Source organism: Alcanivorax sp., from assembly GCF_019431375.1.
In the GTDB taxonomy this organism is placed as follows: domain Bacteria; phylum Pseudomonadota; class Gammaproteobacteria; order Pseudomonadales; family Alcanivoracaceae; genus Alcanivorax; species Alcanivorax jadensis_A.
On sequence record NZ_CP080267.1, the window covers coordinates 2,106,597 to 2,132,044 of the forward strand.

Here is a 25,448-nt window from a genome sequence, read left to right on the forward strand (position 1 = left end):
TTTCCGGGTACAACTCGCCGCATGCGTAGCCCCTCCCCTATCGATGCCACCACTTTCAGCGACTCCGTGCTCGCCTGGTACGATCAGCACGGCCGCCAGAGCCTCCCCTGGCAGCACCCGCGCACACCCTATCAGGTGTGGATCTCGGAGATCATGCTGCAGCAGACCCAGGTCACCACCGTGATCCCCTACTTCCAACGGTTCATGGAACGGTTCCCGGATGTGCACAACCTGGCAAGGGCCGGCCAGGACGAAGTGCTGCACCTGTGGACCGGGCTGGGCTACTACGCCCGTGCCCGCAACCTGCACAAGTGCGCCCAGACATTGGTGGCGGAGCATGATGGCGATTTCCCTCACACCGTGGAAGAAGTCGCCGCCCTGCCCGGCATCGGCCGCTCTACCGCCGGCGCCATTCTGGCCCAGAGTCGTGGCATCCGCGCCGCCATCCTCGACGGCAATGTGAAGCGGGTACTGGCGCGGCTGCATGCGGTGGAAGGCTGGCCCGGCAAGAAACCGGTGGAAAACCGCCTTTGGGAACTGGCAGAGCATTACACCCCCCACCAGCGGCTGGCCGACTACACCCAGGCCATGATGGATCTGGGCGCCACCGTCTGCACCCGCGGCACTCCGAACTGCAGCGCCTGCCCGGTACAAAATCACTGCCAGGCCCATGCCAATGACAACCCGCAGGACTATCCCGGCCGCAAGCCGAAAAAAGCCCTGCCGGTACGCACCACCGTGATGCTGATCCTGCGGGATGCGCAAGGCCGGGTGTGGCTGGAACCCCGTCCCTCATCGGGCATCTGGGGCGGCCTCTGGTGTTTCCCACAGACGGAAGCAATCGATCTTTTCGACGAGGCCCTGGCCCAGCGCGCACTTAACGCCAGTGACACACCACAGGCCCTGCAAGGTTTTCGTCACACCTTCAGCCACTTCCACCTGGATATCACGCCGCTGGAGATCCCGGTGCAAACCATCGGCACCCGCGACAGCAGCGGTCGCTGGGTAGACCCCAGCGCTCCCGGCGAGCTGGGGCTGGCTGCCCCGGTCAAGAAACTACTGGGTCGGCTCGACCGCCCAAAGCAAACGAGCATGTTATAGTCCTGCCATACCCATTCCTCACCATGGAGACGTTATGAGTCGCACGGTTTTCTGCCGCAAATACCAGAGCGAACAGGAAGGGCTGGAGCGCCCCCCCTTTCCCGGTCCCAAGGGGCAGGACATCTTCGACAATGTATCGCGCAAGGCCTGGCAGGAGTGGCTGCACGAGCAGACCATGCTGATCAACGAAAAACACCTGAACGTGATGGACCCGGAGGCTAAACGCTTTCTGGATGAACAACGTGATCGTTTTCTGAACAATGAGAACTACGAAAAAGCCGAGGGTTACGTACCTCCTGCTCACGATGCGAACAAATAAACGCTGATGGCTTGACGCCTCCGGCCCGAGCCGCTTTAATACGCGCCCTGATTGCCCGGATAGCTCAGTCGGTAGAGCAGGGGATTGAAAATCCCCGTGTCGGTGGTTCGATTCCGCCTCCGGGCACCATATAAAACAATGGCTTAGGCCATTTTTGAGAAGCCCGGCTCTTGCCGGGCTTTTTCATGTAGGAGCCATGTAGGAAATCGTTGAAGATTTTGGCTCCATCCTCCCCGCTTATCATCACCCCGTAACCCAACGAAAACCCACACCCGACCAGGGTTCGGGTAGCACTCTGGTAGCGCTCTCGATAAATCGTGATTCGTCCGCACCGTGTCCGCATGACGTGCGGACAGCACTCGGCACTGTGGTCGTCACTTCACTGCGGACTCAATGAGCGTTCAGTAAGTGTTCAGCGAACAGGGGGAAGGGGCAGGCATTCAGGACAGGGGCTAGTGGGCGCGGTCGATTCCGAAAAAATATACTACAGGGCCAGCCGGACCACCTTTCCGGCGCAGCGCCGCCATCACCTCCCGCGCCCGGCCTTCCAGGCTGGCACCATCCTCGCCAGGGCGGCGCAGCACGTTGGCCGACAACCCATTACCCGGCAGGCACTCCCAGCCATCACCACCTGGGCCGCTATAGCAATGTATCCAGTGTTCCATGGGCTCCCCGGTAGTGGCCTCCAGTACCGCCAGACGTTCACGCAACCGTTTCATGCCGCTAACTCCCGCACCTGTAGCGCAAACACCCCAGCAGGCAGCCTGTGCGCCGCCTCGCTTCTGATTACCGTTTTCAAGCTGGCCGGATCCTCGCCGGGGTAATCGTTCTCACCGTCCGGCCAGGTCACCCGGTAGCCTCGGAAGGGCTGCGGGGTCGCCGCGGGACGCATCACCAGGATCACGACAGGTTCACCGCCGCCTTGCTCCAGGCGGGCTAGCCGGTTCAGGGTTCGCGTATTCATTGTCGCTGTTCCTCCAGTGCCAGTAATCGCCGCTCGATTTCATCCAGCTCTTTCAGCTTCGCCATACGGGTCAGGCCATCCACCAGGGACGCGCCAACGTCCGGGGGCAGCTCACCCCGCCCCACTGCCGCCAGCACCACGTCCGCTTTCTCCGTAAGCCCTGACGCCTTTTCCAGCGCGGGTATACTCACCGTGGCTGCCGTGGCTTTCTGTGGCGGCAAGGTACGCTCCAACAGCAAGCGCATGGCCGTCATGTCACCAGCCAGCGCCGCTTGCTTGGTGGCGTCCAGCAGGTCAGGCAAGTCGGCCTCCAGCTTCTCGCGCATCTTGGTGAAGCGGCTGCGGGCTCCCCTGGGCTTGCCTGCCGGGTTGCCGGACTGGCCGCGCTTAAATTTCGCCATGCCTGATACCTCCCTGATTGATACAGAAAACACCCCTACCCCTTGGTAACTTAATAAGGGGTTCATTTTCTGTACCAGGCTGGACACGCCATCGGTTCATTTTTTGATACCACGCCCCCTTTTTAGGGCTGAAAATTGGTTGCTTTTTCAGCGTTTGGGTACATTTTTTGATACCACTAGGGTCATTTTCTGTGCCGGGCGTTTTGTTCATGGCCGCCGCTCCAATGTAAATTTTCGAGGGGGCGTAGTGGTCGGCTGCGCATCATGCTTACCTTGGCATTCATCAATGGGCTGCCAGCTCAGTGCGTACAATGCGCACCGCCCTCCAGGGTTCATAAACCGCCCCTCTCGGGTACGAATAATTAACCGGGCCAGCATCAACTCCTGAATGGCCTTATTCACTGTAACCTTGGAAGCGATGCCCCAGCCCTTTAGCAAGCTGGGGGCTGCGCTCAGGTCTCCGTTATTGCCGCCCCGGTATTGATACGCAAGCACCAGCAGCACCACCTTGGCCGTACTCGATACCCCGCGAAAATCAGGATGCTCGATAACTATGCGCGGGATACCAGCAAAGCCACCGGGCGGCCCTTTGGCCTTCCTCTGCCTTGCCATACTGCTCAGCCTGTAGCCTGCTCAGGTGCTGGCGGATCAACCGGCACACCCCAGCGACTCAAAAGCCGGGCCGCTTTCTCTCTGGAAGATCCAGCCAGGCGGTACTCTGTCACGGTGGTTTGCGTTCCGAAACGGTTAGGCACCTTCACGCGCTCACGGTCGAACACCAGCCCGTAACCGTTAAACAGGGCGCTTATGGTGGAGTGTAGGCAGTGGTCGCCAATATGTTCAGCCTCGAAACGGTGGAGGCTGTGGCCGCGATAGAACACCAGCAGGATGCGGGCCTGTTTCCCCGGCTTGCGGGGCGCAGTATCATTGGCTTGCTTCGGTTTGGTCTTGTCCCCGTTCGCAGCGGGGGCGGGCCGATTCTCTCTCATGCCGCGCCCTCCTCTCCCAGCAACTGTTCCGCCGCATCAGCGGGCCACAACAACCGCCCATTGGGAAGTTTGCGAGGGGTAACACCGAAGTAACTGCCGGTCTGGCAGAGGCGCACACGGATGGATTCAGGCTTGATGCCGATTTGTGCGCCGAATTGAACCGTGGTTAGGCCGTTGGATTGATTTACTTTCATTTGAGCGAACTCCAATTCGTTAGTCCGCCCTTTATTCTTCACATACCAAACAAAATGGGAGGGGAAAAATCCAAATTCTTTTTTTCCCCTATCTCCGACTCCCCTTCATTTCATCATCCGCATCATCCAATTCAGAAAGGATTTTCTGCCATTGCTGTCTAACGGCTTCATCTTGGTGCTTTTCCCAAACAGCAAATAGCTCATCCTGAAACCCTGTCTTTCTGAACCGTGCGGCATACTCCTTCAGCAAGGTGCTAGGGAAGGTCTGAATAACTCGCTTTTTTCGCCTTTACGATGATCAACAGGCTTCTGCCATCAAATTCAGGCCACAATTCACTCTTGAGTGTTCATTTTTTCGCCTGATTGCCGCACTTTAGCGGCAATCAGGCGCACTGCCCCTAGGGCAGCAGCACCCGTTTCACCCTCAACAGGTTGTGCAGCCCCGCCAGGAGATAGAGCCGGTTGGTATTTTTCGCCAGACCCCGGTAGCGAACCTTGCTGTAACCGAACATGCCTTTGATCACTCGGAAGGGATGTTCCACTTTGGCACGTACGCTGGCTTTGATGGTTTCGCATTCCAGCGCAACCTTCGACATCGTGGAGCGCTTACCAGGACGCTCAGCGATAAACCAATCCACTTTACGGTTCTTGTGCTCTTCGCGTTTCTCGATACCGCAATAACCCGCGTCTCCCCAGACACGTTTCTCTTTGCCATGCAAAAGCTGGTCTGATGCCGTCAGGTCATGCTCATTCGCGGCGGTAGTGGCAAGGCTATGAATCAGACCCACCGTGTCATCGACGCCAATATGGCACTTCATGCCAAAGTGCCATTGATTGCCTTTCTTGGTCTGGTGCATCTCCGGATCACGAGCCTTACCTTTGTTCTTCGTCGAGCTGGGCGCTTCGATAATCGTCGCATCAACGATGCTGCCTTCCCGAACCATCAGGCCATGTCGTGCCAACTGACGGTTGATCTTCTTGAACAGCTTCTTGCCAAGAGTGTGCTGCTCCAGCAGGTGCCGGAAGTTCAGGATCGTTGTCTCATCAGGAACCCGAGAGAGCCGAATCCCTGCGAAACGGCGCATAGACTCGATCTCATACAAGGCATCTTCCATCGCCGGATCACTCAGGTTGTAGATGATCTGCATGACATGAATGCGAAGCATGCTCGATAGCGCATACGGCGGCCGGCCAGTGCTGCCAGAGGCGGAATAGACCGCAATCGTGGACTCCAGCGCCTTCCAGGGTAGCAACTGATCCAACTTCTCAAGGAACACTTCCCGCCGGGTCTTGCGCTTCTTGTGTTCATATTCGGCTTCGGCAAAAGTCAGCTGGCTCATGGCATTCCCGGAAAGTGGCTGATAGAAAGCCCTGATTATGGCAAAGTCGGGGAGTTTTTCAGAGGTTCCCTAGCTTTGTACTGCTTTAGTCCTGGGTAGCGGTCGGCATGATTTTTTGCCGCTTTGCTAGCCGCCACATTGTCGGTAGCACCATGAAAAATCAGGTTCGCCATCAGAATCAGGGTGCTTTGTCTGGCCTTGTCGTTTAGAACCTTCTCAGGCGTACCTGCTGGTGCTTCACCATTGACCCTCATCTGCGCCAGCTCCCCCATTAGCCGCCATAGAGTGGGAGTGGGCGGCACGCCATGCTGAAGGCAACATGCTGAAGCCAAATCTAGATGGTATGGGTTACGTTTTTTCATCCACTCATAGACCAACTCATGTAAAACCATTGAGAGCTCCCAGCCTGCCCAACCAGGCACAGCATGACGTACCTCTATTCTCACTTGCCCAGCAGTATCAAGCGCCAAATCAATCTCAAAGCCATTGCGCCGGGATATTTCACGCTCCCAATCCAACTGTTCAAGATCCCGCCTGTATTCGTCGCTTTCCTCCCAATGACTCATGCCGCCACCTCTCTCATTGCGGCGTCAGGGCCAACGTAAGCAGCCAGCCTGTCGCTTTTCAGCATACTCAAGGGAACGTAATCGTACTGACCAAGAGGAAGCGCTGGCGGACGAATCTCCCTCAGCTCAACAAGGGTGCTGATATGCTCAATATCTCGACTCAGCTCGCGGCATTGCTCTCTCGGCAAATCCCCACGCACCGGAAACCTTCTATCTGGAAACAAGCGCCCCCAGGCGTACCGATCCGCCAGCACCTCATTGGCTCGCTTCGCCCTCCCAAACAGCTCCATGCCGCCGCGCTCAAGACCATCAACCGCCCGCCACACATCTGGGATATAAAAGTTGTTCATCCTGTGGCCGATCTCATGCCACAAAACAAACTCATACACCTTGTCATCAGGTACGGAATGCCAATCCATTTCTGGCCGCTTTGCCGACTTCAAACGCCTCACATTGATCCGGTCCGCCAGGGTAATGGCCGCCTTCTCAGCAAACATTGAATTAGGGTCTTTAGCGTCTATCTGGACAGGCACCGCCATCGGGTTATACATCCCCCAGCAACCTCCCATCTCAGCAGCCGACATAACAGCCAATACCGCACCAGTCTCCCGCTTCACGACCTCGAAAAACGCCCGGTATTGCTTCCTTCCCAAGCGCACCACACGCGGCTTTGCTTCCATGCTTTACCTCCCTAGCTGGCCAGCCCCAGTTTTTTCAACTTCGCCTTGGGGTCTGGCTGCTCCAGCCCGGCCTGTTCCAGAATCCAGCTCTCGATACTGGTGTGCCACTTTCGCAACAGATCCAGGGGGCGCTGGCGGTAGTGCTTTTCGGCAAGGGCGCTTGGCTTGTGGCCCTGAATTTGCGCCACGATGCCCACCGGGCATTCCATCCATTCCGCCAAGGTGCCGAAGGAACGGCGCAAGCCGTGAAAGGTGGTATGGGGCAGCCCAGCCATGGCCACCGCACGCTGGTGAGCGCGGTAAACATCCGTGAGCCTGCCGGATTCAGACGTGGCGCTACTGAATACCCACTCATTGCGGCGGGGCAGTGCGTATAGCTTGCTGGCCAGATAGGGGGTCAGGGGAATAACGCGCTCGCCCTCTACCTTGTCGCCAAGGGTCAGGCTCCGCCACCGGAAATCCACATCGGCCCATTTCAACCGGGCCATTTCTTCGCGGCGGGCTCCGGTAAGCAACAGGGCTTCCAGATAGGCGGTCACAACCGGGTTTTCATGCTGGCCAACAGCCTTGAACCAGTCCGCCAGCATCTCTTTCTGTAGGCAATCCGTCTTGGCCTTGGGAGAAGCCACCGCCTTGCGCACTTTCTTGGTAAGCACATCCGACGGGGCCGCCAGTCCCTGATACCGGGGCTGATCCTCGCACCAGTGAAGGAACGCCCGCAGCAACCGAAAGGCGCGACCCACCGCCGTGGGCCTGCTCTTGGATTCTTCCAGCAACCAGCGCTCCAGCCGATCCGGCGTCAGGTCTACCAGGCGCACATCAGCAAGCGCATACAGCGGCCCCGCCTTGGTTTTCAGCTTGGAACGCTGGCGCGGCAGCCCCGGCGTCTGTATCGCCTTCTGGTGGTCTTTCTGGTGGTTCTCGCTCCAGTGCTTGCTGTTTGCCTCCACGTACTCCGGCCACAACTCACCAAGGGTAACGGCCTGCCGTTGCTTCTCGTGGCGCTCTCGCTCTTTCTGGCGAGCCTGTGCGGCCTTTTCGTCGCGGGGGTCTGTGCCGGAATCCACCAGCACCTGTAACCGGCGTGCTTCCGCTCTGGCGGCGGCAATGTCCCACGCCTCGATTGACCCAATGGTGGTGCGCCCGTTCCTGCCATGTAACCGGAACTCGAACACATAGGACTTTGCGCCACTGGCCGTGACACGCAGCCCCAGACTGCGGGGGTCGTCATCCCAGACCAGCAGTTGCTGGCGGCCCTGTGGGCACTTCGCCTTGCGGATACGCTCAGGGGTGAAATGGGTGCGGTTTGGTGTACGCTTTGCCTGTGCCAAGGGGGAATCCTCCATATTGCCCTTTGGTCAGCCCTGGGGGTGTTGCCGCACCTCCGGGGCTTTCTTTTTTGGACTCAAAAAACTGCTTTTACGAGAGCCGCTCTATTTCCGCAGAAATACGCCCCTAAATTTCATGTAGGAGCCATGTAGGAACTGTGTAGGAATTTTCTGCTAATTGAAAGGGGTTAACAAGGGTTAAGACAAGGCGTTGCTTTTAAAGGCAGTGTACTGATTATCAAGGAAAAATAGGCGCAAATTAACGCCACCAAACACCCCCTCGATATGGATTGAAAATCCCCGTGTCGGTGGTTCGATTCCGCCTCCGGGCACCAGATATCAAAAGGCCTCGCATCGCGAGGCCTTTTTTGGTTCCCCTCTGTCATGCCCGGCTGGCGGCTCATTGCAATGAATAGCGCTGCGCCCCCAGAGACCGGCTCTGGCCATTACGCCCCGCAGCCCCTATTTCTCATTCCCTGCACCATCCTGCTCCCGCAAGGGAAAACCCTCACGGAAACAGCATCCACGGCGGACCGTGCTCTCAAGCGCTCTCTGCCTGCTTTTCCGGCACCCTTGCCCAGCGGGCGATAGGGTTCACCAGGGTACCTGCAAACTGTAGCGCACTGGCCGGATCGGCCAGGTCCACCATCTGCTGGTTATTGGCCAGCTGCAGCCGGTTGAGGCATGACAGGGTGAATTCCGGGGCAAAGAGGTCATGGCGGGCAAATTTATCGGCCAGTTGTGGATGATCCGCCTGATAGGCATGCACGCATTCCGCCACCTGGGCCCAGAAGCTGTCCTCTTCCATCACTTCATGCTCCACCAGAATCGCCGCCATAAAGCGGAAGAAGCAGTCGAACACATCGGTCAGCAGTGACAGCACTTTCAGGTCTTCAGGCACGTCCACGGCCAGCCGCCGGATCTTGTCCGCCAGCATCACCTCGGTATTGAGAATGGCGCATTCCTCGGCGATGTCTTTCATGATGGCGCGCCGGGGCACCCCGTCTTTCATCACCATGATCAGGTTTTCCCCGTGGGGCATGAACACCAGATCATGCTGGTAAAAGCAATGCATCAACGGGCGTAAATAACAGCGCAGGTACTCGGCCAGCCAGGCCTGCGGCGTCATGCCCGAACGGCGAATCAGGGCCGGCAGCAAGGCCTGACCATTGCTATCCACATGCAGCAGTGCCGCCATGGTCATCAGCCCTTCCCCCTCTTCCAGCAGATCCAGCGGGCTTTCCCGCCACAGGGCCGACAGCATCTTGCGATAGGCACTGTACTGATCCACCGCCTCCTCGAAATGACGCTGCCGATACCCCACGCCCGCCACTTCCCGCAGCAGTGTGAAGCCGGTATCGGCCAGTTCCGGATCCTGGTTGACCAAACCATGCAGGAAGTCATTGATCGCTGGCGTGGTGCTCATGTAATACGGCGACAGGCCTCGCATGAAGCCCATATTGAGTACGGAAATGGCCGTTTTCACGTAACGCTTTTCCGGCTGGTCCAGGTTATAAAAAGTACGGATGGACTGCTGCGCCTGGTAACGGTCTTCCCCCTTGCCCAGGCAAATCAGCTTGCGCTCGGCCAGATCAGCGGAAAATACGCTTGCCAGCTTGTTATACCACTGCCAGGGATGGACCGGGATCAGGTGGTAGTCCCTGGGTTTTACGCCCTGCTCGCGGAGCATGGCATCAAACGCCAGCCGCTGGCCCTCACCCAGTTCATGGGTCATCAACGCCTCGTAGTCCAGCCCCTCCTTGGCGGCAAACACTGTGTAGTCCCGGTGCGCTGCGAGCCAGATCAACTGCACCGGCGAGCCGGCTTCCGGGGTGTAGGACGGGTAGTCCAGTACATCAAAACCAATACGACCATTATTGGCGAGAAAGCAGGGGTGGCCTTCGCTCATGGTGGCTTCAATCTGCTGGAAATCCGCATCCACCAGGCCTTCCGCATCCGGCACCGGCCGTTGCAACTTGTAGGCACTGCCATACAGGGTGCTGGCGATTTCCTCCATGTAGGTCGGCATCATGGCCTCGCGGATGCCCAGGGTGTGTTGCAACTCGATGATCATGGCCAGGGCATCCAGCAAGGCCGGCTCCCCATCCACGGTTTTTTCGATGCTGCCGGGCTCCACCAGCCAGTGGTTCAGTGCCAGGCGGCGAGCCCGAAAACGGTAGACAATGCCTTCCTTGTCAGTGTGAACCGTGTAGACCCCCGCTTCCCCTGCAACGGGTTGCGGCGTCAGCAGACGCTCATGGGCCAGCTCTGCCAGGCTCTTGCGGATCTGCACCCGGTTGACCTGTTCCCAGACCGCCGGCGACAGATGAGCTGCCGCGCGCTGCGGGGCAAGACGCAACAGATCCCCGCAGGTTTCCCGCCGTGCCGCGATCAGCATGGCGGCCGGGGAATCCAGGAACTGCTCACGGCAACAGAAGGCCAGGGCCGCCACCTTGGTATCCAGCTTAATGGTATTGGCGTACACAAAACCGCCAAACCGGTTCAGGGTGTGAATGCGCTCATTGCGTTCATCCGGCTCCACAACCACCCGCCGCGCCCCCTGATCCCGGAACATGAAGTCCATGACCCCGGCAAAAACGGCACGGGTGAAACCGGATACCGGTGTCCGGCTGGGCGCCACCAGCACGTGCATGCCGCGATCACCAGGCTGCACCGGATAATGGGCTCCCACCGGATCGCGACGGGGATCGTAACTCTCGATCAGGCACACCGGGCGCCCTTCATGGAAACCAAGAAACCCCTCACCGGTGCCCGACTCAGGTAACTGACGATAAAAATCCGCCAGTTGGTTTTCATTCATGTCCTGCATTCCCCAGTAGCGAGCATGCTCACTGCTCAGCCAGTGGTGGATCAGCGCAATATCATCCGGCACCTGCACAGCACGGATGTGGAAACGGCCAAAGCCGGTAATATCAACAGAAAACGGGGTCTTGCTTGTCATGTTTCACTCCGGGAAAGCGCAGAAAGAAATGAGGCATTACGGGACGACGAGAAAAGCGGGCGCACCAACACCAGATAAAGCACCAGGGTCAAGGCAAGCCCCAGCGCCCCGGCCAGGAAGGTCGGACGGGGACCGGCAAAGGCCACCAGGGCACCGGTCGCAAAGGACGACACCAGCACGCCCAGGTTCTGGAAGACACTGATCTTGCTGAAATCAGCGGCATAGCTGGCCGGGCGACTCAGCACATAAAGCAACTGGTCCAGCCCCACTGTGGCGCGGAACAACCCCCAGCCGTAAAGAAGCCGCCCGGCCAGCACCAGCACCATGCTGCCGCTGGCTTGCAGCATCAGCCCGAGGGCACAAAGCGCCATGGCCGGCAGCAGCACCCCCTTGGCATCACCACTGTGGCCACGGCGGTAATCCAGCCACAGCACCAGCACCGCCACCGCACCGGGCAGAGCAAAGATCGCCCCGGCCAGCACCTCGCTGGAGTTACCGGACAATGCCTCCCAGTAACGGGCGAAAAAGGGACGGGTGAGGTAAATCGCAAAGTAGAACAGGAACATGACACTGCCGAGACGCAGAATTACCGGCCAGGCCAGGGGATGCGCCGCGCCTTCGGCTTCATCGCTGGCGCGGGGAGCTTGCGAGGTTTTCTGACGGAGCAGGTAGAGGCACACCAGGATCTGGAACAGGTCGCCAAACGTCATCAGCAGGTAAACCTGGCGCGGCTCGAAGAACTGCAGTACCGAGCCCCCCAGAAGCGCGCCGAAGATGGCACCAAAATGCACTACCACGGACAACAGACCGATGGTGCGACCATGGCCGTCCGGTGCTTCCTGACTCATCAGCAGCGGATACACCAGCAGGTAGCTGCCCTTGAACACCAGCATGGTCAACGACAACAACCAGAACGCGGTGGCCGACGGCGCCGCCCAGCAAAGTACGCTGAACAACCCGGCAGCCAACTGGGTATAAACCAGCAACTGAAGCACCGGAATCCGTCGGGCGACCCGAGCCCAGAAGGGAAAGGCAAGCATCACGACCGCGCAACAGGCAGCGATGTAGGCTCCCACATAGTTGGGGTCGGTAATGCCGAACACGCGCTCGAAAAACTGCGGGTAGAACGGCAGCAGCATGGTATCGCTGACCACCGCGGCCAGCGTCATGGCGATCAGCCAGAATTTCATGGGTCTCATTACGCGCTCTCCCGCCGGGCTTCCAGCACGACATCGCTCGCTTCCGGCACACCGAACTCCTGGAAGGCAATCCGTTTTTCCACCCTGTAGGGTTCACGGCCGGTAACCGCACGCAGGATGCAGGCGTTGCGATAGCAAGCCATGCCCAGATCCGGGGTGACAAAACCGTGGCTATGCAGCGGGCCGTTCTGGATAAACACATCACCGCGCTGGTCGATGCTGTAATCGCGACGGGGGTCCAGCCGGTCTTGATCATCACGGCGCAGCCGATCCGAAATACCGTCCAGACAGTAGGGTTCCCGGTACTGGTAGCCGGTGGCCAGCACCAGTGATGAGGTCTGGTGCCGGAAATCACGCTGCTGCTCATGGTGATGAAAATCCAGCTCCAGCCGGTTGGAGACACGGTCACGGTGTGCCCCGGTCAGGCTGGAGTTGGTCATCAGCACCACCGGCACCTCACCTGCCAAGCGCTTGCGGTACAGCAAGTCATGGATATCGTTGATCAGCTCCGAGTTAATCCCCTTGTAGAGCTGTTTCTGCTCTGCGATCAGGCGATCACGGCTGGCCGTCGGCAGACCATGGAAATAGTCCACATACTCCGGCGAGGTCATCTCCAGAGTCAGTTTGGTGTACTCCAGTGGGAAAAACCGCGGTGAGCGGGTGAGCCAACTGAGCCGATAGCTGTCCGGGCCAGCCAGTTCCAGCAGGTCATAAAAGATTTCTGCTGCACTCTGGCCACTGCCCACCAGAGTGATGCTCCCCTGTTGTTGCAGCTCGGCCTTGTGCTTGAGGTAATCGCTGGCGTGGATCACGTTCTCGCCCAGCCCCTCACAGCAGGCCGGTATCGACGGCGTGGGACCAGTGCCCATGACCAGCTTGCGCGCCAGCACCGTTTCACGACCGCCATTATCGTTACGGCGCACGGTCAGCCGGTAGCAGTCACGGGCGTCATCGAACTCGATCCGGGACACATGACGATTGAACGCCACATTACTCAGCTGGCCGGCGGCCCACTGGCAGTACTGGTTGTATTCACGGCGCAACAGGAAAAAGTTTTCACGGATGTAGAAGGCGTACAGGCGACCCTGCTGCTTGATGTAATTGAGAAAACTGTAACGGCTGGTGGGGTCGGCCAGGGTCACCAGATCCGACATGAACGGCGTCTGCAGGTGCACGTCTTCCATCATTAGTCCGGGGTGCCAGTCAAAGTCGGGATTTTCATCCAGAAACAGGGAAGACAGCCCCTCCACCGGCTCTGCCAGACAGGCCAGACTGAGATTGAATGGCCCCAGGCCAATACCGACCAGGTCATAAATGGAATCACTCACAGATCACCTCCGGCTCAGCGTGCTGCGAGGCGTGCGCTTTTGAGGCTACCAACTGCTGGCCGCCGTATTGCTTGATCAACTCCACGATGGCACGAATGTCCGCCAGACCGGTCTGCGGGTTCAGCAGGGTAAACTTGAGATATTGACGGTCATGAACGCGGGTCCCGGCGATCATCGCTTTGCCCGAGCGCATGATGTCGCTGCGAATGGCCGGATTGATCCGGTTAAGCGTCTGATCATCAACACCGGCAGGCTGATAGCGAAACACCAGGGTGCTCAGCTGAGGCTGGTGTATCACCTGGATATCCGGCTCCGACAGCAATAACAGATAGGCCTGACGGGCACGCTGGATGACCGTATCGAACGCCTCCCCCAGGGCATCCGCCCCCACCGTGCGCAGCGTCAGCCACAGCTTGAGGGCATCAAACCGCCGGGTCGTCTGCAGGCTCTTGTCCACCAGATTCGGGGGGCCTTCCTGCCGGGCACAGAAGGGGTTCAGGTAATCCGCATGCCAGGTGACGCAGGACAGGTGATGGCGATTACGCACCAGCAGGGCACTGCAACTGACGGGCTGAAAGAAACTCTTGTGGTAATCCACCGTCACCGAGTCGGCCTGCTCAATGCCATCAAGGCAGTGCCGGTGGCGACGGGAGTTGAGCAGACCGCAGCCGTAGGCCGCATCCACGTGGAACCAGATGTCATGGGCCCGGCAAAGAGCACTGGTGGCCGGCAGCGGATCAATACTGCCAAAATCCGTGGTGCCGGCGGTGGCCACCACCGCCAGCGGATAGTCGCCCTCAGCCTTGCACCGGAGGATGGCCGCTTCCAGGGCTTGCGGGTCCATGCGGTAGTAACGGTCGCTCTGCACCGGCACCACCGCCTGATAGCCCAGCCCCAACAGGGAGGCCGCCTTCTGGACACTGAAATGGCTCATTTCAGAGGCGAAGATGCGTAACCGACTGGATTCCGAAGGAAGGCCCTGTTCACGGGTGCAGTGATGCCAACGGCGCTGACAGAAATGGTCCCTGGCCAGCAGCATGGCCATCAGGTTGGACTGGGTGCCTCCTGTGGTAAAAACGCCATCCGCCTCTTCACCCAGCCCGATCCGTTTTGCGGTCCAGTCTACCAGCGCCTGCTCGATCAGGGTGGCGCCGGCACTCTGATCCCAGGTTTCCACCGCCGTGTTCACGCCACTCTGAATCGCTTCGGCCAGCACCGCCGGCAGGGTGACCGGACAATTCAGATGGGCCAGGTAACGGGGATGATGGAAATACACTGCATCACGCAGGTACAGGTCATCCACCTCGACCAAAGCCTGTTCCAGATTGCCAAGAGGGCAATCCAGATCCACACGGCTGAACAACGGCGCCAGCTCGCCTGGGCGAATGCCGCTGAATGGACCGGTCGTGACCTCCAGCCGATGCTGCAGCAAATCCATAACTGCCTGCATGCCCTGGCGGTAATCACTCACGCTGAAGTCACCAAAAACGGGAAACGGCTCGGCAGTCCCGCTGCCGTCGGGTCTGGACGGCATGAACGGCACAGCTTGATCACTCATGATGTATCCTTAGCTTGTCGGGTAACGTGTCAAAAGAGAAAGACATGACGGGGCCCCACCACTCATGGCAGTGTCGAGACTCGGTCGGATTTGTGCCGGGGAAGACCGGCTGGAGAGGCTGGCTTTGAGGCTGGCCATGGCGCCGCAACGCCTAACAGGAAGTGCTGACAGACGCCATAGTGAAAATGATTCTCGTTTAATGTTTTGGCGCTGTCAAACCGGAATCCGTAAAATCCACGCCCTCGTATGCCGATATTCTGTCCACTCCAACGGACAGTCCCGGACAGGTGAACCGATGAACAAAACGCCTTTCATGATTCTGGCCATGCTGCTGCTCGCTGGTTGCGACAAGACCCCCACAGGGCGCGACCAGCTGGCACTGGTTCCGGCGTCGATGATGGCCCAGTTTGGCAGCCAGGCCTTTCTGCAGATGCAGCAACAGATTCCCGTCAGCGAGAATGCGACCAGCAATGCGCGAGTGCAGTGCATCGCCCGGGAAATCCTGCTGGAAGTGGGCAATCGCTTTCCCGGCACGCCCATGCCGGATACCTGGGAAATCGTGCTGTTTGATGACCCCACCCCCAACGCCTTTGCCCTGCCCGGCGGCAAGATCGGCGTGAATCAGGGATTACTGGACGTGGCCGGCAACAATGCCCAGCTGGCCACGGTGATCGGCCATGAGGTAGCCCATGTACTGGCACGCCACGGCAATGAGCGGCTGACCCAGGAACTGGGCATCAAGGCGATATTGTTACTGGTGGGGCTGTTCAGCGAGGGAGACGGAGACAGCGAGCGGATCATCCAGGCGCTGGGGCTGGGTGCCCATCTGGGCATTGCCCTGCCCTTCAGCCGCGCCCACGAGGAGGAAGCGGACGTGATGGGGCTGGAGTTGATGGCCAGCGCCGGCTTCGATCCGCGAGAGAGCACGCAACTATGGCGTAACATGGCCGCCGCCGGAGGCGGGCAACCGCTGGAGTTCCTGTCTACCCACCCCAATCACGATTCGCGCATCGGTGCTCTGCAAGCGCGCATGGAAGAAGCCCGCCGGCTTTATCGGGCAACCGATCCCGCCCATTGTGGAAACTGACCGTGGCCACAAACGCAAAGGGCACCGGGAGAATGTACTCCCGATGCCCTTTTCTGTGAATCTGATGGCGTCGCCGGATCAGGCCCGGGCGGCCGCCTCTGCTTCCTTCGTCTGTGCCACAACCGCCGGCTGCCAAGTGTAATCCTTCATGTTCACGGTCCAGGTGCGAGCCATAAACTGGAAGGTGGCGTGGGGCCACAGGGCGGTATTGCGGCCATCGGCCTGCTGATACCAGCTCATGCAGCCGCCGTTCTGCCACACGGTGCCTTTCAGCTCTTCCTGCAGCTTGTCGTTGTAGCGATCCTGCACATCCTGTTTCACATTCAGCCAGGCATCACCACGCTCATCCAGTTTACCGATGGCATCCATGATGTAGCGCACCTGGCTCTCGATCATGAAGATGATGGAGTTATGCCCCAGGCCGGTATTCGGTCCCACCAGCTGGAACATATTCGGGTAACCGCTGACGGTGGTACCCAGGTAGGCCTCAGCGGCGTCTTTCCAGTCATCCTGCAGACGGCGGCCCGGCAGGCCGGTGATCTCGAAACCCTTCATGTAGATGCGCGGATCGACGATAAAGCCGGTACCCAGCACCAGGCAATCCGCCTGCTGTTCCGTACCGTCGTTGAAGACGATGCTGTTCTCGCGGATTTCCTTCACCCCCTCGGTAACCAGTGACACATTGTCCCGGTTGAAGGTGGGGTAATAATTGTTGGAAATCAGGATGCGCTTGCAGCCCAGAGTGTAGCTGGGAATCAGCTTGCGAGCGGTTTCCTTGTCCTTCACCTGATAACGGATAAAGGCCTTCAGGGCTGGCTCCGCCAGCTTGGCCAGGCGCGGGTTGAAGATCGGCACCACCCTGACCTCATTGCTGAGATACAGACGCAGGCGGTGCAGCTTGCGCAGGGCCGGGAAGCGGCGGAACATCCACTTGCTCAGGCCGGAATAGGCGCGCTCGTCGCGGGGAATGATCCACGGCGGGGTGCGCTGCACTACAGTCAGGTGGCCGGCCTCTTTGGCCACGTGGGGCACATATTGAATGGCGCTGGCACCGGTACCGATGGACACCACCTTCTTGCCGGCCATGTCGTAATCATGGTCCCACTGGGCAGAGTGGATGATCTTGCCCTTGAAGTTTTCCATGCCCTTGAAGTTAGGGAAAGAAGGCACATGCAGGGGGCCACTGGCCAGCACCCAGTGCTGGCAGATCACCTGGGAGCCATCTGCCAGATCCAGGGTCCACAGAGCGACCTGGTCATCAAAATGGGCACCGGTCACTTCTGCATTGAAGCGGGTGAACGGGCGAATGCCGTGCTTGTCAGTAACCCCTTTGATGTAGTTGTGGATTTCCTGCTGGCCGCTGTAGCGATGGCTCCAGTCCGGGTTACCCTCGAAGGAAAACGAATACATGTGCGACTGCACATCGCAGGCGGCCCCGGGGTAGCTGTTGTGATTCCAGGTACCGCCCACATCGCGGCCCTTCTCCAGCAGCACAAAATCATCGATACCGGCCTCACGCAGCTTGATGGCCATACACAGCCCACCAAAGCCACCACCAACGATGGCCACCTTTACGCGACGGGTTTGTACATTGATCCGGGCCTGACTTGTCATCCTTATCCTCCATGGACAGCGCCAACTGTCATTCGTCATTGCCCGCTACTCTAGCCATGGTTGGTGCTGGTGAATACGTGTTAACCTGAGTCGAAAATTGATAATTCCGGCCAAGGCTATACCCATGTCTGCTCGTTCGATCCTGGCACTGATCTACACCGTGGAACTCCTGGAAACGGAGAAAGGACTGGATTGCGCGCCGGTGCTGGCCCGCCACGGCCTGGACAAGACCAGCCTGGACCCCAACAGCGAGATCGGCCGGGACCGGGAACTGCTGATCTTTTCCGAGCTGCTACCCCAGGTGGACGATCCCATGCTGGGTTTCGAGATGGGCAGCCGCTTCGGTTTTGCCGGTTATGGCCAGCTCACCATGCTGCTGATGACCAGCGAGACCGCCTTTCAGGGGTTTCAGTTCGGCGTTCGCTACCAGGCACTCACCTACCTGTACGGCGAAATCGCCCTGATTCCCGGCGAACATAGTACCGCCCTGGACCTGTACCCCATCTCCCTACCGCCGGAGTTGCGCCGCACCCTGATCGACCGGGACATGGTGGGCACCTTCAAGCTGGTCAACGATATCCAGACCCAGCTCAATCTGGACCTGAAACCGGAGGAAGTCTGGATGCCCTACCCCCGCCCGCCGGAGGAACAGGTACAAGTGTTCGAGAACTATTTCGGCTGCCCGATACGCTACGACCAGCCCCACTGCCGGGCGCTGATCCGCAATCAGGACCTGGCCGTGCGGATGCCGGGCTACAACAAAATGGCCCAGGACATGTACCGGGAACAGTGCGACGCCATGCTGGCCCGCCGGGAGATCCCCACCGACAACCTGGCCGCCCGGGTGGCCAGTTATCTGCAGCTGTTTGTACGCAGCTACCCCACCGCCGAGCAGGTAGCCCAGGCCTTCGGCATCCCGGAGCGCAGCTTCCGGCGCCAGTTGAGCAGCGAGCAAAAGCCCTTTCAGGGCATCATGGATCAGGTGCGGGAAGAAAAGGCGAAACGCTACCTGGCCGATTCAGAGAAAAGCGTGGCGCAGATCGGCGAACTGCTGGGCTACAGCGAATCCGCCGCCTTTGTGCGGGCGTTTGAACGCTGGACGGGGCAGACGCCGGCAAAACACCGTAAAAGCAGTGAATAGTTAACAGTGAACAGTTAATAGCTCGCGAAGCGAGTCTGTCTTTGCTTTCACCGATGAAGCCGCGCCCAAACCATAAGCGCGACTTCTGGCATTTAAAGTCAGACAATCCTGGTCCGCGTCGCTGTTAACTGTTCACTATTCACTGTTAACTAAATCACCGGTCTTTCTTGATCCGCTCCACAATCTTCGTCGTAGAGATATCATCGATAAAATCGAGCACCTTCACCTCACCGCCATAGCCTTGCACAAACTCGTGGCCGACTACCTGATCCACACTGTAGTCGCCGCCTTTTACCAGCACATCGGGCTTGATGGCTTCCAGCAGCGGTTCGGGGGTGTCGGTGTCGAAGGGCACTACCCAGTCCACCACCTCAAGGGCAGCAAGCACCGCCATGCGGCGCTCCAGGGGATTGATGGGGCGGCCAGGGCCCTTCAAGCGGCGGATGGATTCATCGCCGTTCACCGCCAACACCAGGCGGTCGCCCTGACGTCGTGCGGAATCCAGATAACCCACGTGGCCGGCGTGGATGATGTCGAAGCAGCCATTGGTGAAAACGATCCGCTCGCCCTGGGCTCGGGCATCTTCAATGGCGATCAGCAGCTGTTCTTCGGTCATCACCCCGCGGCCCAGACCCCCTTCCTGATGCACCGCCCGGCGCAGCTCCGGGGCGGACACCACGGCGGTGCCCAGCTTGCCGACCACGATACCGGCGGCGATATTGGCTAGCGCCACCGCGTCGGCCATGTCCGCACCGGCAGCCAGCGCCACCGCCAACACCGAGATCACGGTATCGCCGGCGCCAGTCACATCGAACACCTCGCGGGCACGGGCGGGCAGGTGCAGTTCCGGCTGGCCGTCGCGCAGCAGGGTCATGCCCTTTTCGCTGCGTGTCACCAGCAGCGCTTTCAGGTCCAGGTCGCGGATCAGTTGCTGGCCCTTGGCGATCAGATCCTGTTCATCCTTGATCGGCCCGGCCACCGCTTCAAATTCACTGAGATTGGGCGTCAGCAAGGTGGCGCCCCGGTAATGACTGAAATCGGTTCCCTTGGGGTCCACCAGTACCGGCACACCGGCTTCCCGGGCCAGGGCGATCAGCCCAGGGCAATCGCGCAGGGCGCCTTTGGCATAATCGGAAAGCACCAGCGCCCCACAGTGGGCCAGCTGCTCTTTCACCCTGTCGGCAAACGGAGCCGGGTCCTGATCGTGGAAGGCTTCCTCGAAGTCCAGGCGCAGCAACTGCTGCTGGCGGCTGATCACCCGCAACTTGGTGATGGTGGGCAGACCGTTGATCTTCTGGAAGTGGCAACCCACTTCTGCAGCTCCCAGGCGCTCTTCCAGAATGGTGGCGGCCTCATCATCGCCAGTAATCCCCACCAGCTCGGCACGGGCACCCAGCGCGGCCATATTGAGGGCCACGTTGGCGGCGCCACCGGGACGATCCTCCAGCTCGGTCACCCGCACCACTGGTACCGGTGCTTCCGGCGAAATGCGGCCTGTAGGTCCGTGCCAGTAACGGTCGAGCATCACATCGCCGGCCACCAGAACACGGGCCGTGGCAAAAGCGGGGATATGCGGATTGTGCATCAAGGGCACCTCCATCAATAGATTGCTACCTCTGCGTGGCCTGAAGCATGCAGCTGTTGTGCTTCGTCACGACGGACAGGGTGGCTCCCTTCCCTAGTGACGAAGCGCAGCAGATGTGCGCTTCAGACCGCGCCCTTCGGGGCTTCCAGGCTGGCCCGCACTCGTTGTTGCACTTTCTCGACAGGCAACCAGCATGCCTTCAAAAGTGCGCCTAGATTGCGAACCAGCCTGAAAGCCAGAGATAGCAATCTATTGATGGAGGTGCCCTTCGCTCTCCAAAACACAACAGAGCCGGATTTTGACGCAGTGTAGCATAGGCCAATACTTAGCTAACCTGCTGAAAGCACTGAGGGAAAACGCAGCACCTCTTGATAGTGGGCCAAAACCGGGCGAGCGCGGCAACAGTGGATACCATCCGCCCCTGCCAGTACACTTTGCCGCCGCTACGCATCCCTCTGCCAGACAGGTATCATGTCCGCCAACAGGCAGACCACAGGAGCTTCAGAACCGCTATGCCGCCATTACCTCCCAACATCATGCAAGGTCGCTGGCTGCGCTGGTGGCTGACCCTGTCCTTTGCGGTGATGTTCAGCGGCACCTTTCTGTTCAATTCCCGTATCGGGTTCCTCAATGTGCTGGATGTGCTGTTCTTCCTGCCGGCACTGACCTTGCTGACCCGCGCCGTGGTAAGCGGCGACTATCGATTGATGACCTCGCCACTGCTGATGCCCCTCTATCTATTTATCGGCTGGGCAGCCCTGAGCTTTATCTGGGCGGAAGAGCCTAACACCTCGCGGGCAGTACGCGGCATGGTTCAGATCATCATCATGGTTGGCATTTTCCGCTGGTTGCACCTGTACTTCCGCAACACCTTCAAACAGGCCCTGGCCAATGGCGCCCTGTGCTGCATGATAGTTGCCACCATGGTGATGATCAGTTACTACACCACCCAGCCACTCAACAGCCCCCTGTTCAGCGAACCGGCCAACCTGATCTTCCATCTGCCATCCCTGGATCCCAGCGTTGCGTTGATGGCCATGGTCGCCCCTACCTTTATCCTCCTCGCTCAGGGCATGGAAGAAGGGATCAGCGGCAAGGGCGGACGTCGCCTGGTGGGGGCCGCGGTAGGCTTTGTGTTTCTGTGCCTGACCTCGCTGCCACTGGGACTGATGGCGGTGATGCTGGGGCTGAGCTGGCTGGCCAGCCGTCAGCGACGTTCCTGGGTAGCAGTGGTGCCCTTGCTCGCCGGGGTCTATCTGATGCTGGAAGGGCGCAGCGATTTCACCCTGAGCAACTATTTCCTGCATCCGCTGATCGGTAATGGTCTCAATCAGGAGACCCTTAACAGCGTGCTCGCCCAGGACCACAACCGACTGCTCAGCCTGGCACATCCACGCAACCTGTTCGTGTTGCTGATCCACAGTGTGGGCCTGGTCGGTCTGGTCTTGTTCCTGGCCAGCTGGATCAGCCCCTTTACCGCCCTGTTACAGCGGCAGATCAACTGGCACGAGGACGCGGCCTACTCCATCGCCGTTCTCCCCGGCCTGTTTATGGCATTTTCCGCCGGCGCCTTTCTGCTGGTGCCGTTTCATGCCAGCTGGCTCAGTGTCTGGTTACCACTGGCCCTGCTGCTCGCCCGGCTGAGTGAGCGCCCCTCAATCCGCCCAAACAGCCGTTAAATCTGTCTCGAGTCTTGCATGGGAAAACGTACTAATCGCCCCACCCGATTGTCTGATCCAAGGCTGTACCCCTCCTGGATCGGTGTGGGCCTGTTCTGGCTGATCGGCCAATTGCCCTGGAGTTTTCTGCAGGCCATCGGCCGGGGCGTGGGGCGTCTGGCCTGGCGTCTGGCAAAAAAACGGCGCCATATTGCCGAGACCAACATTCGCCTGTGCTTCCCCGAGCTGTCTCCACAGGAACAGGAAGACCTGGCCCGCCGCTGCGTCATCAGCACCGGCGAGGCAATCCTGGAAATGGCAGGCAGTTACAACAATCACCGCATCGACCTGAACAAAAACCTTACCGTAACCGGCATGGAACATATCCAGGCCTGTAAGATCAGGGGCCAGGGTGTATTACTACTCGGCATGCATTTCAATACCCTGGATACATGCTCAAGGATGCTTGGTCCCCTGCTGGATATGCATGCGGTCTATCGGCCCAATGACAACCCGGTCATCGACCGACTGATTGACAAGGGGCGCCGCAACTACATCCGCAGCACGGTAGACCGTGCCGATCTGCGGCAAATGCTGCGACTACTTCGCAACGGCGAAGTGCTCTGGTATGCACCGGACCAGGACTACGGCACCGCCCATGCGGTCTTCGTGCCGTTTTTCGGCATTCCCGCTGCCACCATCACTGCCACCAGCCGCATTGCCAAGATGGGCAAGGCTGCGGTGATCCCATGTGCTCACTATCGCCTGCCAGGCGGCCACTACCAGATCGAATTCGGCCCGCCACTGGAGGACTTCCCCAGCGGCAATGAAGAAGCGGATACTGCACGCATCAATCAAACCATCGAACATTATGTCCGCAAACATCCCGAGCAGTACCTGTGGGTGCACAAGCGGTTCAAACACCAGCCACCCGGCCAGCCAAAGCGTTATTGATGACGACCTTAAACGAGTCCCGCACCTATCAATTTTTTTCGGTCTGGATAACATCAGGCTTGGTACTCTATCTCTGTGGTTTTTTCCTTGCTCCATCAAGCAAGGCGCAGTACCTCACCCTCTATATAGGGATTATTTTGCCGGCCCTGTACTTCTCTCTTTGGCAGGGTAAACGCTATTTCCTTTCAGAAGATCGAGCCTTGCTATGGGTACTGGCTATCACCCTGGCGCTCTATCTGCCAAGCCTATGGGTTACAGGAGATGTACTGGACACCATGAGGAAAAACCTGAAAGGCGTACTGTTCGTAATGAGTCTCGCTGTAGCTGTTCGACACCTTTACATACACCACCCAGTGCTCGCAGCTCGTATTCCTGCCATTTTATTCGTTTCAAGCCTGGCAGCACTTTTTCTTTTTTATGTCGTTCTAGCTCAACAAGGCTTACTCAGCCGGGGGAATATCGGCATGGGAAATCTTGGCGACAACCCTAACGAGACAGGCCTTGCTCTGTCAGTAGGCTTGCTTATCCTCGCTGTTCATTTGATACAGCAACCTCGTGTTACGGGCTTACTGTTGGCCATCCCTCTTATCATGGCAATCTATCTGGCCAATAGCCGCTCAGCAATGCTGGGGCTAGCCGTAACACTGCCTTTTGCCTTTTTCTTCGAGCGACAGCAACGCAAACTTTCTATTAGCTATCTTATCGCCTGCGCAATCGCTGCAGGGATCATGATTGCTTTAATGCTGAAAGGGGTAATTGATGCTGAAAGACTGTTGAGCCACCGCCCCTCGCTGTGGGGCGAATTTCTCAGTCATTACTCAAACTTTAATTTACTATGGGGAAGCGGCCTGGCGGGCAGCATCACCGTTTTCTCCGAAGTGCAAGGAGTAAAACTTGAGCCCCACAGCCTTTACTTTGCATTGATTCTGCGGGGCGGACTGCTGGCAGCAGCTCTTTACGCTATTTTGGTGATCCTGGCGATCCGCAAACATGTATCGTCAAGTGCACACAGCAATATATGGGGCTACATACTTCTGTTTGGCCTGATTACCCAGGGATTTGAAGGGGTCTACCCGGTGCGCTCACCAAACAGTTTCTGGCTTTACACCTGGCTCCCCATTCTTATGCTAATGATGAAAACAGAAAAGAGAACACAGGCCCTAGAATGAAAAACCCCGAACAAAAATATAACATCCTGGCCATAGCTCAACCCACCGAGGTTGAGCGAAGACAGCATCTTGACGAGATGCTGTCTGCGCTAAATATGCACTATGAGCTGGTCAAAACCTCTCCACCGGTTCCGCGTGACCAATGGCATCAAGTGGGCTTCAATCACAAAAAATCCAGAACGCTCCTAGGCAGGGATTTATCCTGTGGTGAAATTGGTTGCTTCCTGAGCCACAGGGCAGCCTGGAAACTGGCAGCAGAATCTGATCGCCCCTCGTTAATTCTGGAAGGCGACGCAGACCTGAACGAAAGCTCCCGTGACGTCTGTGAAATGCTGAGTGACGGGAGGGCTAGCTGGGAGCTGGCCATGCTGTACTACTCAAAATGCATCCCCTCTGTTTGGTATCAGCAGCGTCTGGACAACACCTTCCGTCTTGCCAAGTTTGCTAACCGCAGAGCCTATTGCCTCGCAGCCTACATGCTGACACCTGCTGGCGCCCACAAGCTACTTAAACTTAGTGAGAGCTTTTATTTACCTGCGGATGATTTTGTTTCGGGCGGATGGATCCGAAAAGATCTGGATATGTTTGCCATTGTTCCTAAAGCAGCAGGTTTGTGTCCCGTCCAGTCGGGCAACTCCAACCTTGAGGATGACCGGCAACGAAATAAGACCCGAAAACACAAGAAAAAAGATAACAACCGTTTGCTTCGTCGTCTGGAGCTGTATCTGAGAGAGCTGGGACAACGCTACCGTCCGCCGAGAAAAAGTCTTTAGCCGCGAGGAAAGAGGCTCTCAACGCTACTCTTTCAAGTCCTTGATGATTTTTGCCGGAACACCGCCTACTAGCGTAAAGGCAGGCACGTTACCGGTTACAACCGCTCCAGCGGCTACAACGCTGCCCTCACCGATATCCACCCCCGCGGTAATAATCGCACCGGCACCGATCCATACATCATTACCGAGAGAGATAGGGGCACCAGTAGTACCACGCCTACCCTTTTCATTGAGATAAAGACTGTGCTGCGCCCCTTCAAAGCAGACCCTGGGTCCGATACGGCACCGCTCCCCCAGAGTGATCGCTGCTTTCGGGCAGGCAAAACGGACTTCGGTATTGATAAAACAACCCTTGCCGATGTGCACTTTGGGCGCACCACCAATCGGCCTCAGCACCACAGGCCCATAGACCGTGGAACGCCCCTGCATATCAAACCCGGCAGCCTTGAGAAACAACCAGCGCCACTTGTCACTAAATCTCAGGCGAGGCAGGTGGTTCGCCAGGCCCAGGAACACGAACTCACGAAGGGTTTGCATG

Annotated in this window: 24 protein-coding genes and 1 tRNA gene; 9 read left to right on the forward strand and 16 right to left on the reverse strand. The window is 58.4% G+C overall.

The window, feature by feature from the left end; translation table 11 throughout:
- Positions 1-21 precede the first annotated feature (21 nt).
- The 3 genes from mutY to KZ772_RS09775 all read left to right on the forward strand — a co-directional run bounded on the left by mutY (position 22) and on the right by KZ772_RS09775 (position 1,549).
- Positions 22-1,101: an A/G-specific adenine glycosylase gene (mutY, locus tag KZ772_RS09765; protein WP_290536402.1), complete on the forward strand. Its 1,080-nt coding sequence runs from the start codon at positions 22-24 to the stop codon at positions 1,099-1,101.
- Between the two features lie 34 nt (positions 1,102-1,135).
- On the forward strand, positions 1,136-1,420 hold the full coding sequence (locus tag KZ772_RS09770) for an oxidative damage protection protein (RefSeq protein ID WP_290511190.1): 285 nt from the start codon (positions 1,136-1,138) through the stop codon (positions 1,418-1,420).
- 53 nt (positions 1,421-1,473) lie between these two features.
- Positions 1,474-1,549: transfer RNA gene (locus KZ772_RS09775), tRNA-Phe, on the forward strand.
- 323 nt (positions 1,550-1,872) lie between these two features.
- Here the strand turns inward: KZ772_RS09775 and KZ772_RS09780 are convergent.
- The 13 genes from KZ772_RS09780 to KZ772_RS09840 all read right to left on the reverse strand — a co-directional run bounded on the left by KZ772_RS09780 (position 1,873) and on the right by KZ772_RS09840 (position 14,929).
- A complete protein-coding gene (locus KZ772_RS09780) occupies positions 1,873-2,139 on the reverse strand; it encodes a hypothetical protein (protein ID WP_290536403.1) in 267 nt (88 codons plus the stop codon).
- Positions 2,136-2,384 carry a hypothetical protein gene (locus tag KZ772_RS09785; protein WP_290536404.1) on the reverse strand — a complete coding sequence of 83 codons (249 nt, stop codon included), beginning with the start codon at positions 2,382-2,384 and terminating at the stop codon, positions 2,136-2,138. The genes KZ772_RS09780 and KZ772_RS09785 overlap by 4 nt, the downstream gene beginning before the upstream one ends.
- Positions 2,381-2,785 (reverse strand): DUF5681 domain-containing protein, encoded by a 405-nt coding sequence (locus KZ772_RS09790; RefSeq protein ID WP_290536405.1) that lies wholly within the window; start codon positions 2,783-2,785, stop codon positions 2,381-2,383. Before KZ772_RS09790 ends, KZ772_RS09785 begins: the two co-directional genes overlap by 4 nt.
- A 617-nt stretch (positions 2,786-3,402) precedes the next feature.
- Complete coding sequence (locus tag KZ772_RS09795; RefSeq protein ID WP_290536406.1) at positions 3,403-3,774, reverse strand: hypothetical protein; 372 nt, start codon at positions 3,772-3,774, stop codon at positions 3,403-3,405.
- Positions 3,771-3,968 carry a hypothetical protein gene (locus KZ772_RS09800; RefSeq protein WP_290536407.1) on the reverse strand — a complete coding sequence of 66 codons (198 nt, stop codon included), beginning with the start codon at positions 3,966-3,968 and terminating at the stop codon, positions 3,771-3,773. The genes KZ772_RS09795 and KZ772_RS09800 overlap by 4 nt, the downstream gene beginning before the upstream one ends.
- 398 nt (positions 3,969-4,366) lie before the next feature.
- Positions 4,367-5,308: an IS5 family transposase gene (locus KZ772_RS09805; RefSeq protein WP_290536408.1), complete on the reverse strand. Its 942-nt coding sequence runs from the start codon at positions 5,306-5,308 to the stop codon at positions 4,367-4,369.
- Positions 5,309-5,343: 35 nt separating this feature from the next.
- A complete protein-coding gene (locus tag KZ772_RS09810) occupies positions 5,344-5,874 on the reverse strand; it encodes a hypothetical protein (RefSeq protein WP_290536409.1) in 531 nt (176 codons plus the stop codon).
- Positions 5,871-6,554: a hypothetical protein gene (locus KZ772_RS09815; RefSeq protein ID WP_290536410.1), complete on the reverse strand. Its 684-nt coding sequence runs from the start codon at positions 6,552-6,554 to the stop codon at positions 5,871-5,873. The genes KZ772_RS09810 and KZ772_RS09815 overlap by 4 nt, the downstream gene beginning before the upstream one ends.
- An 11-nt stretch (positions 6,555-6,565) precedes the next feature.
- A complete protein-coding gene (locus tag KZ772_RS09820) occupies positions 6,566-7,885 on the reverse strand; it encodes an integrase family protein (protein ID WP_290536411.1) in 1,320 nt (439 codons plus the stop codon).
- Positions 7,886-8,423: 538 nt separating this feature from the next.
- On the reverse strand, positions 8,424-10,844 hold the full coding sequence (locus tag KZ772_RS09825; RefSeq protein ID WP_290536412.1) for a GNAT family N-acetyltransferase: 2,421 nt from the start codon (positions 10,842-10,844) through the stop codon (positions 8,424-8,426).
- Positions 10,841-12,043 (reverse strand): MFS transporter, encoded by a 1,203-nt coding sequence (locus KZ772_RS09830; RefSeq protein ID WP_290536413.1) that lies wholly within the window; start codon positions 12,041-12,043, stop codon positions 10,841-10,843. Before KZ772_RS09830 ends, KZ772_RS09825 begins: the two co-directional genes overlap by 4 nt.
- Positions 12,043-13,371: a SidA/IucD/PvdA family monooxygenase gene (locus KZ772_RS09835; RefSeq protein WP_290536414.1), complete on the reverse strand. Its 1,329-nt coding sequence runs from the start codon at positions 13,369-13,371 to the stop codon at positions 12,043-12,045. The genes KZ772_RS09830 and KZ772_RS09835 overlap by 1 nt, the downstream gene beginning before the upstream one ends.
- Positions 13,364-14,929, reverse strand: a complete 1,566-nt coding sequence (locus tag KZ772_RS09840; RefSeq protein WP_290536415.1) for an aspartate aminotransferase family protein — start codon at positions 14,927-14,929, stop codon at positions 13,364-13,366. Before KZ772_RS09840 ends, KZ772_RS09835 begins: the two co-directional genes overlap by 8 nt.
- 295 nt (positions 14,930-15,224) lie before the next feature.
- Here KZ772_RS09840 and KZ772_RS09845 point away from each other — a divergent pair, with 295 nt between their 5' ends.
- Positions 15,225-16,016: a M48 family metallopeptidase gene (locus tag KZ772_RS09845; RefSeq protein WP_290536416.1), complete on the forward strand. Its 792-nt coding sequence runs from the start codon at positions 15,225-15,227 to the stop codon at positions 16,014-16,016.
- Positions 16,017-16,094: 78 nt separating this feature from the next.
- Here KZ772_RS09845 and KZ772_RS09850 read toward each other — a convergent pair whose 3' ends face one another.
- Complete coding sequence (locus KZ772_RS09850; protein WP_290536417.1) at positions 16,095-17,630, reverse strand: NAD(P)/FAD-dependent oxidoreductase; 1,536 nt, start codon at positions 17,628-17,630, stop codon at positions 16,095-16,097.
- A 124-nt stretch (positions 17,631-17,754) separates the two neighbouring features.
- Here KZ772_RS09850 and KZ772_RS09855 point away from each other — a divergent pair, with 124 nt between their 5' ends.
- Complete coding sequence (locus KZ772_RS09855) at positions 17,755-18,771, forward strand: AraC family transcriptional regulator (RefSeq protein ID WP_290536418.1); 1,017 nt, start codon at positions 17,755-17,757, stop codon at positions 18,769-18,771.
- A gap of 154 nt (positions 18,772-18,925) precedes the next feature.
- Here the strand turns inward: KZ772_RS09855 and hldE are convergent, their stop codons facing one another.
- Positions 18,926-20,356 (reverse strand): bifunctional D-glycero-beta-D-manno-heptose-7-phosphate kinase/D-glycero-beta-D-manno-heptose 1-phosphate adenylyltransferase HldE, encoded by a 1,431-nt coding sequence (hldE, locus tag KZ772_RS09860; protein ID WP_290539466.1) that lies wholly within the window; start codon positions 20,354-20,356, stop codon positions 18,926-18,928.
- A gap of 512 nt (positions 20,357-20,868) precedes the next feature.
- Between hldE and KZ772_RS09865 the strand changes: the two genes are divergently transcribed.
- Genes KZ772_RS09865 through KZ772_RS09880 form a run of 4 tightly spaced genes read left to right on the forward strand, consistent with a single transcriptional unit; the run spans position 20,869 to position 24,910 of the window.
- Positions 20,869-22,035, forward strand: coding sequence for a hypothetical protein (locus KZ772_RS09865; protein WP_290536419.1), 1,167 nt, complete (start codon positions 20,869-20,871; stop codon positions 22,033-22,035).
- 18 nt (positions 22,036-22,053) lie between these two features.
- Complete coding sequence (gene lpxL / locus KZ772_RS09870; RefSeq protein WP_290536420.1) at positions 22,054-22,968, forward strand: LpxL/LpxP family Kdo(2)-lipid IV(A) lauroyl/palmitoleoyl acyltransferase; 915 nt, start codon at positions 22,054-22,056, stop codon at positions 22,966-22,968.
- Positions 22,914-24,137, forward strand: coding sequence for an O-antigen ligase family protein (locus tag KZ772_RS09875; RefSeq protein WP_290536421.1), 1,224 nt, complete (start codon positions 22,914-22,916; stop codon positions 24,135-24,137). Before lpxL ends, KZ772_RS09875 begins: the two co-directional genes overlap by 55 nt.
- On the forward strand, positions 24,134-24,910 hold the full coding sequence (locus tag KZ772_RS09880) for a glycosyltransferase family 25 protein (protein WP_290536422.1): 777 nt from the start codon (positions 24,134-24,136) through the stop codon (positions 24,908-24,910). The genes KZ772_RS09875 and KZ772_RS09880 overlap by 4 nt, the downstream gene beginning before the upstream one ends.
- Before the next feature lie 24 nt (positions 24,911-24,934).
- On the opposite strand, the gene KZ772_RS09885 is transcribed toward KZ772_RS09880, so the two are convergent.
- Complete coding sequence (locus KZ772_RS09885; protein WP_290536423.1) at positions 24,935-25,447, reverse strand: acyltransferase; 513 nt, start codon at positions 25,445-25,447, stop codon at positions 24,935-24,937.
- Position 25,448: the final 1 nt, after the last annotated feature.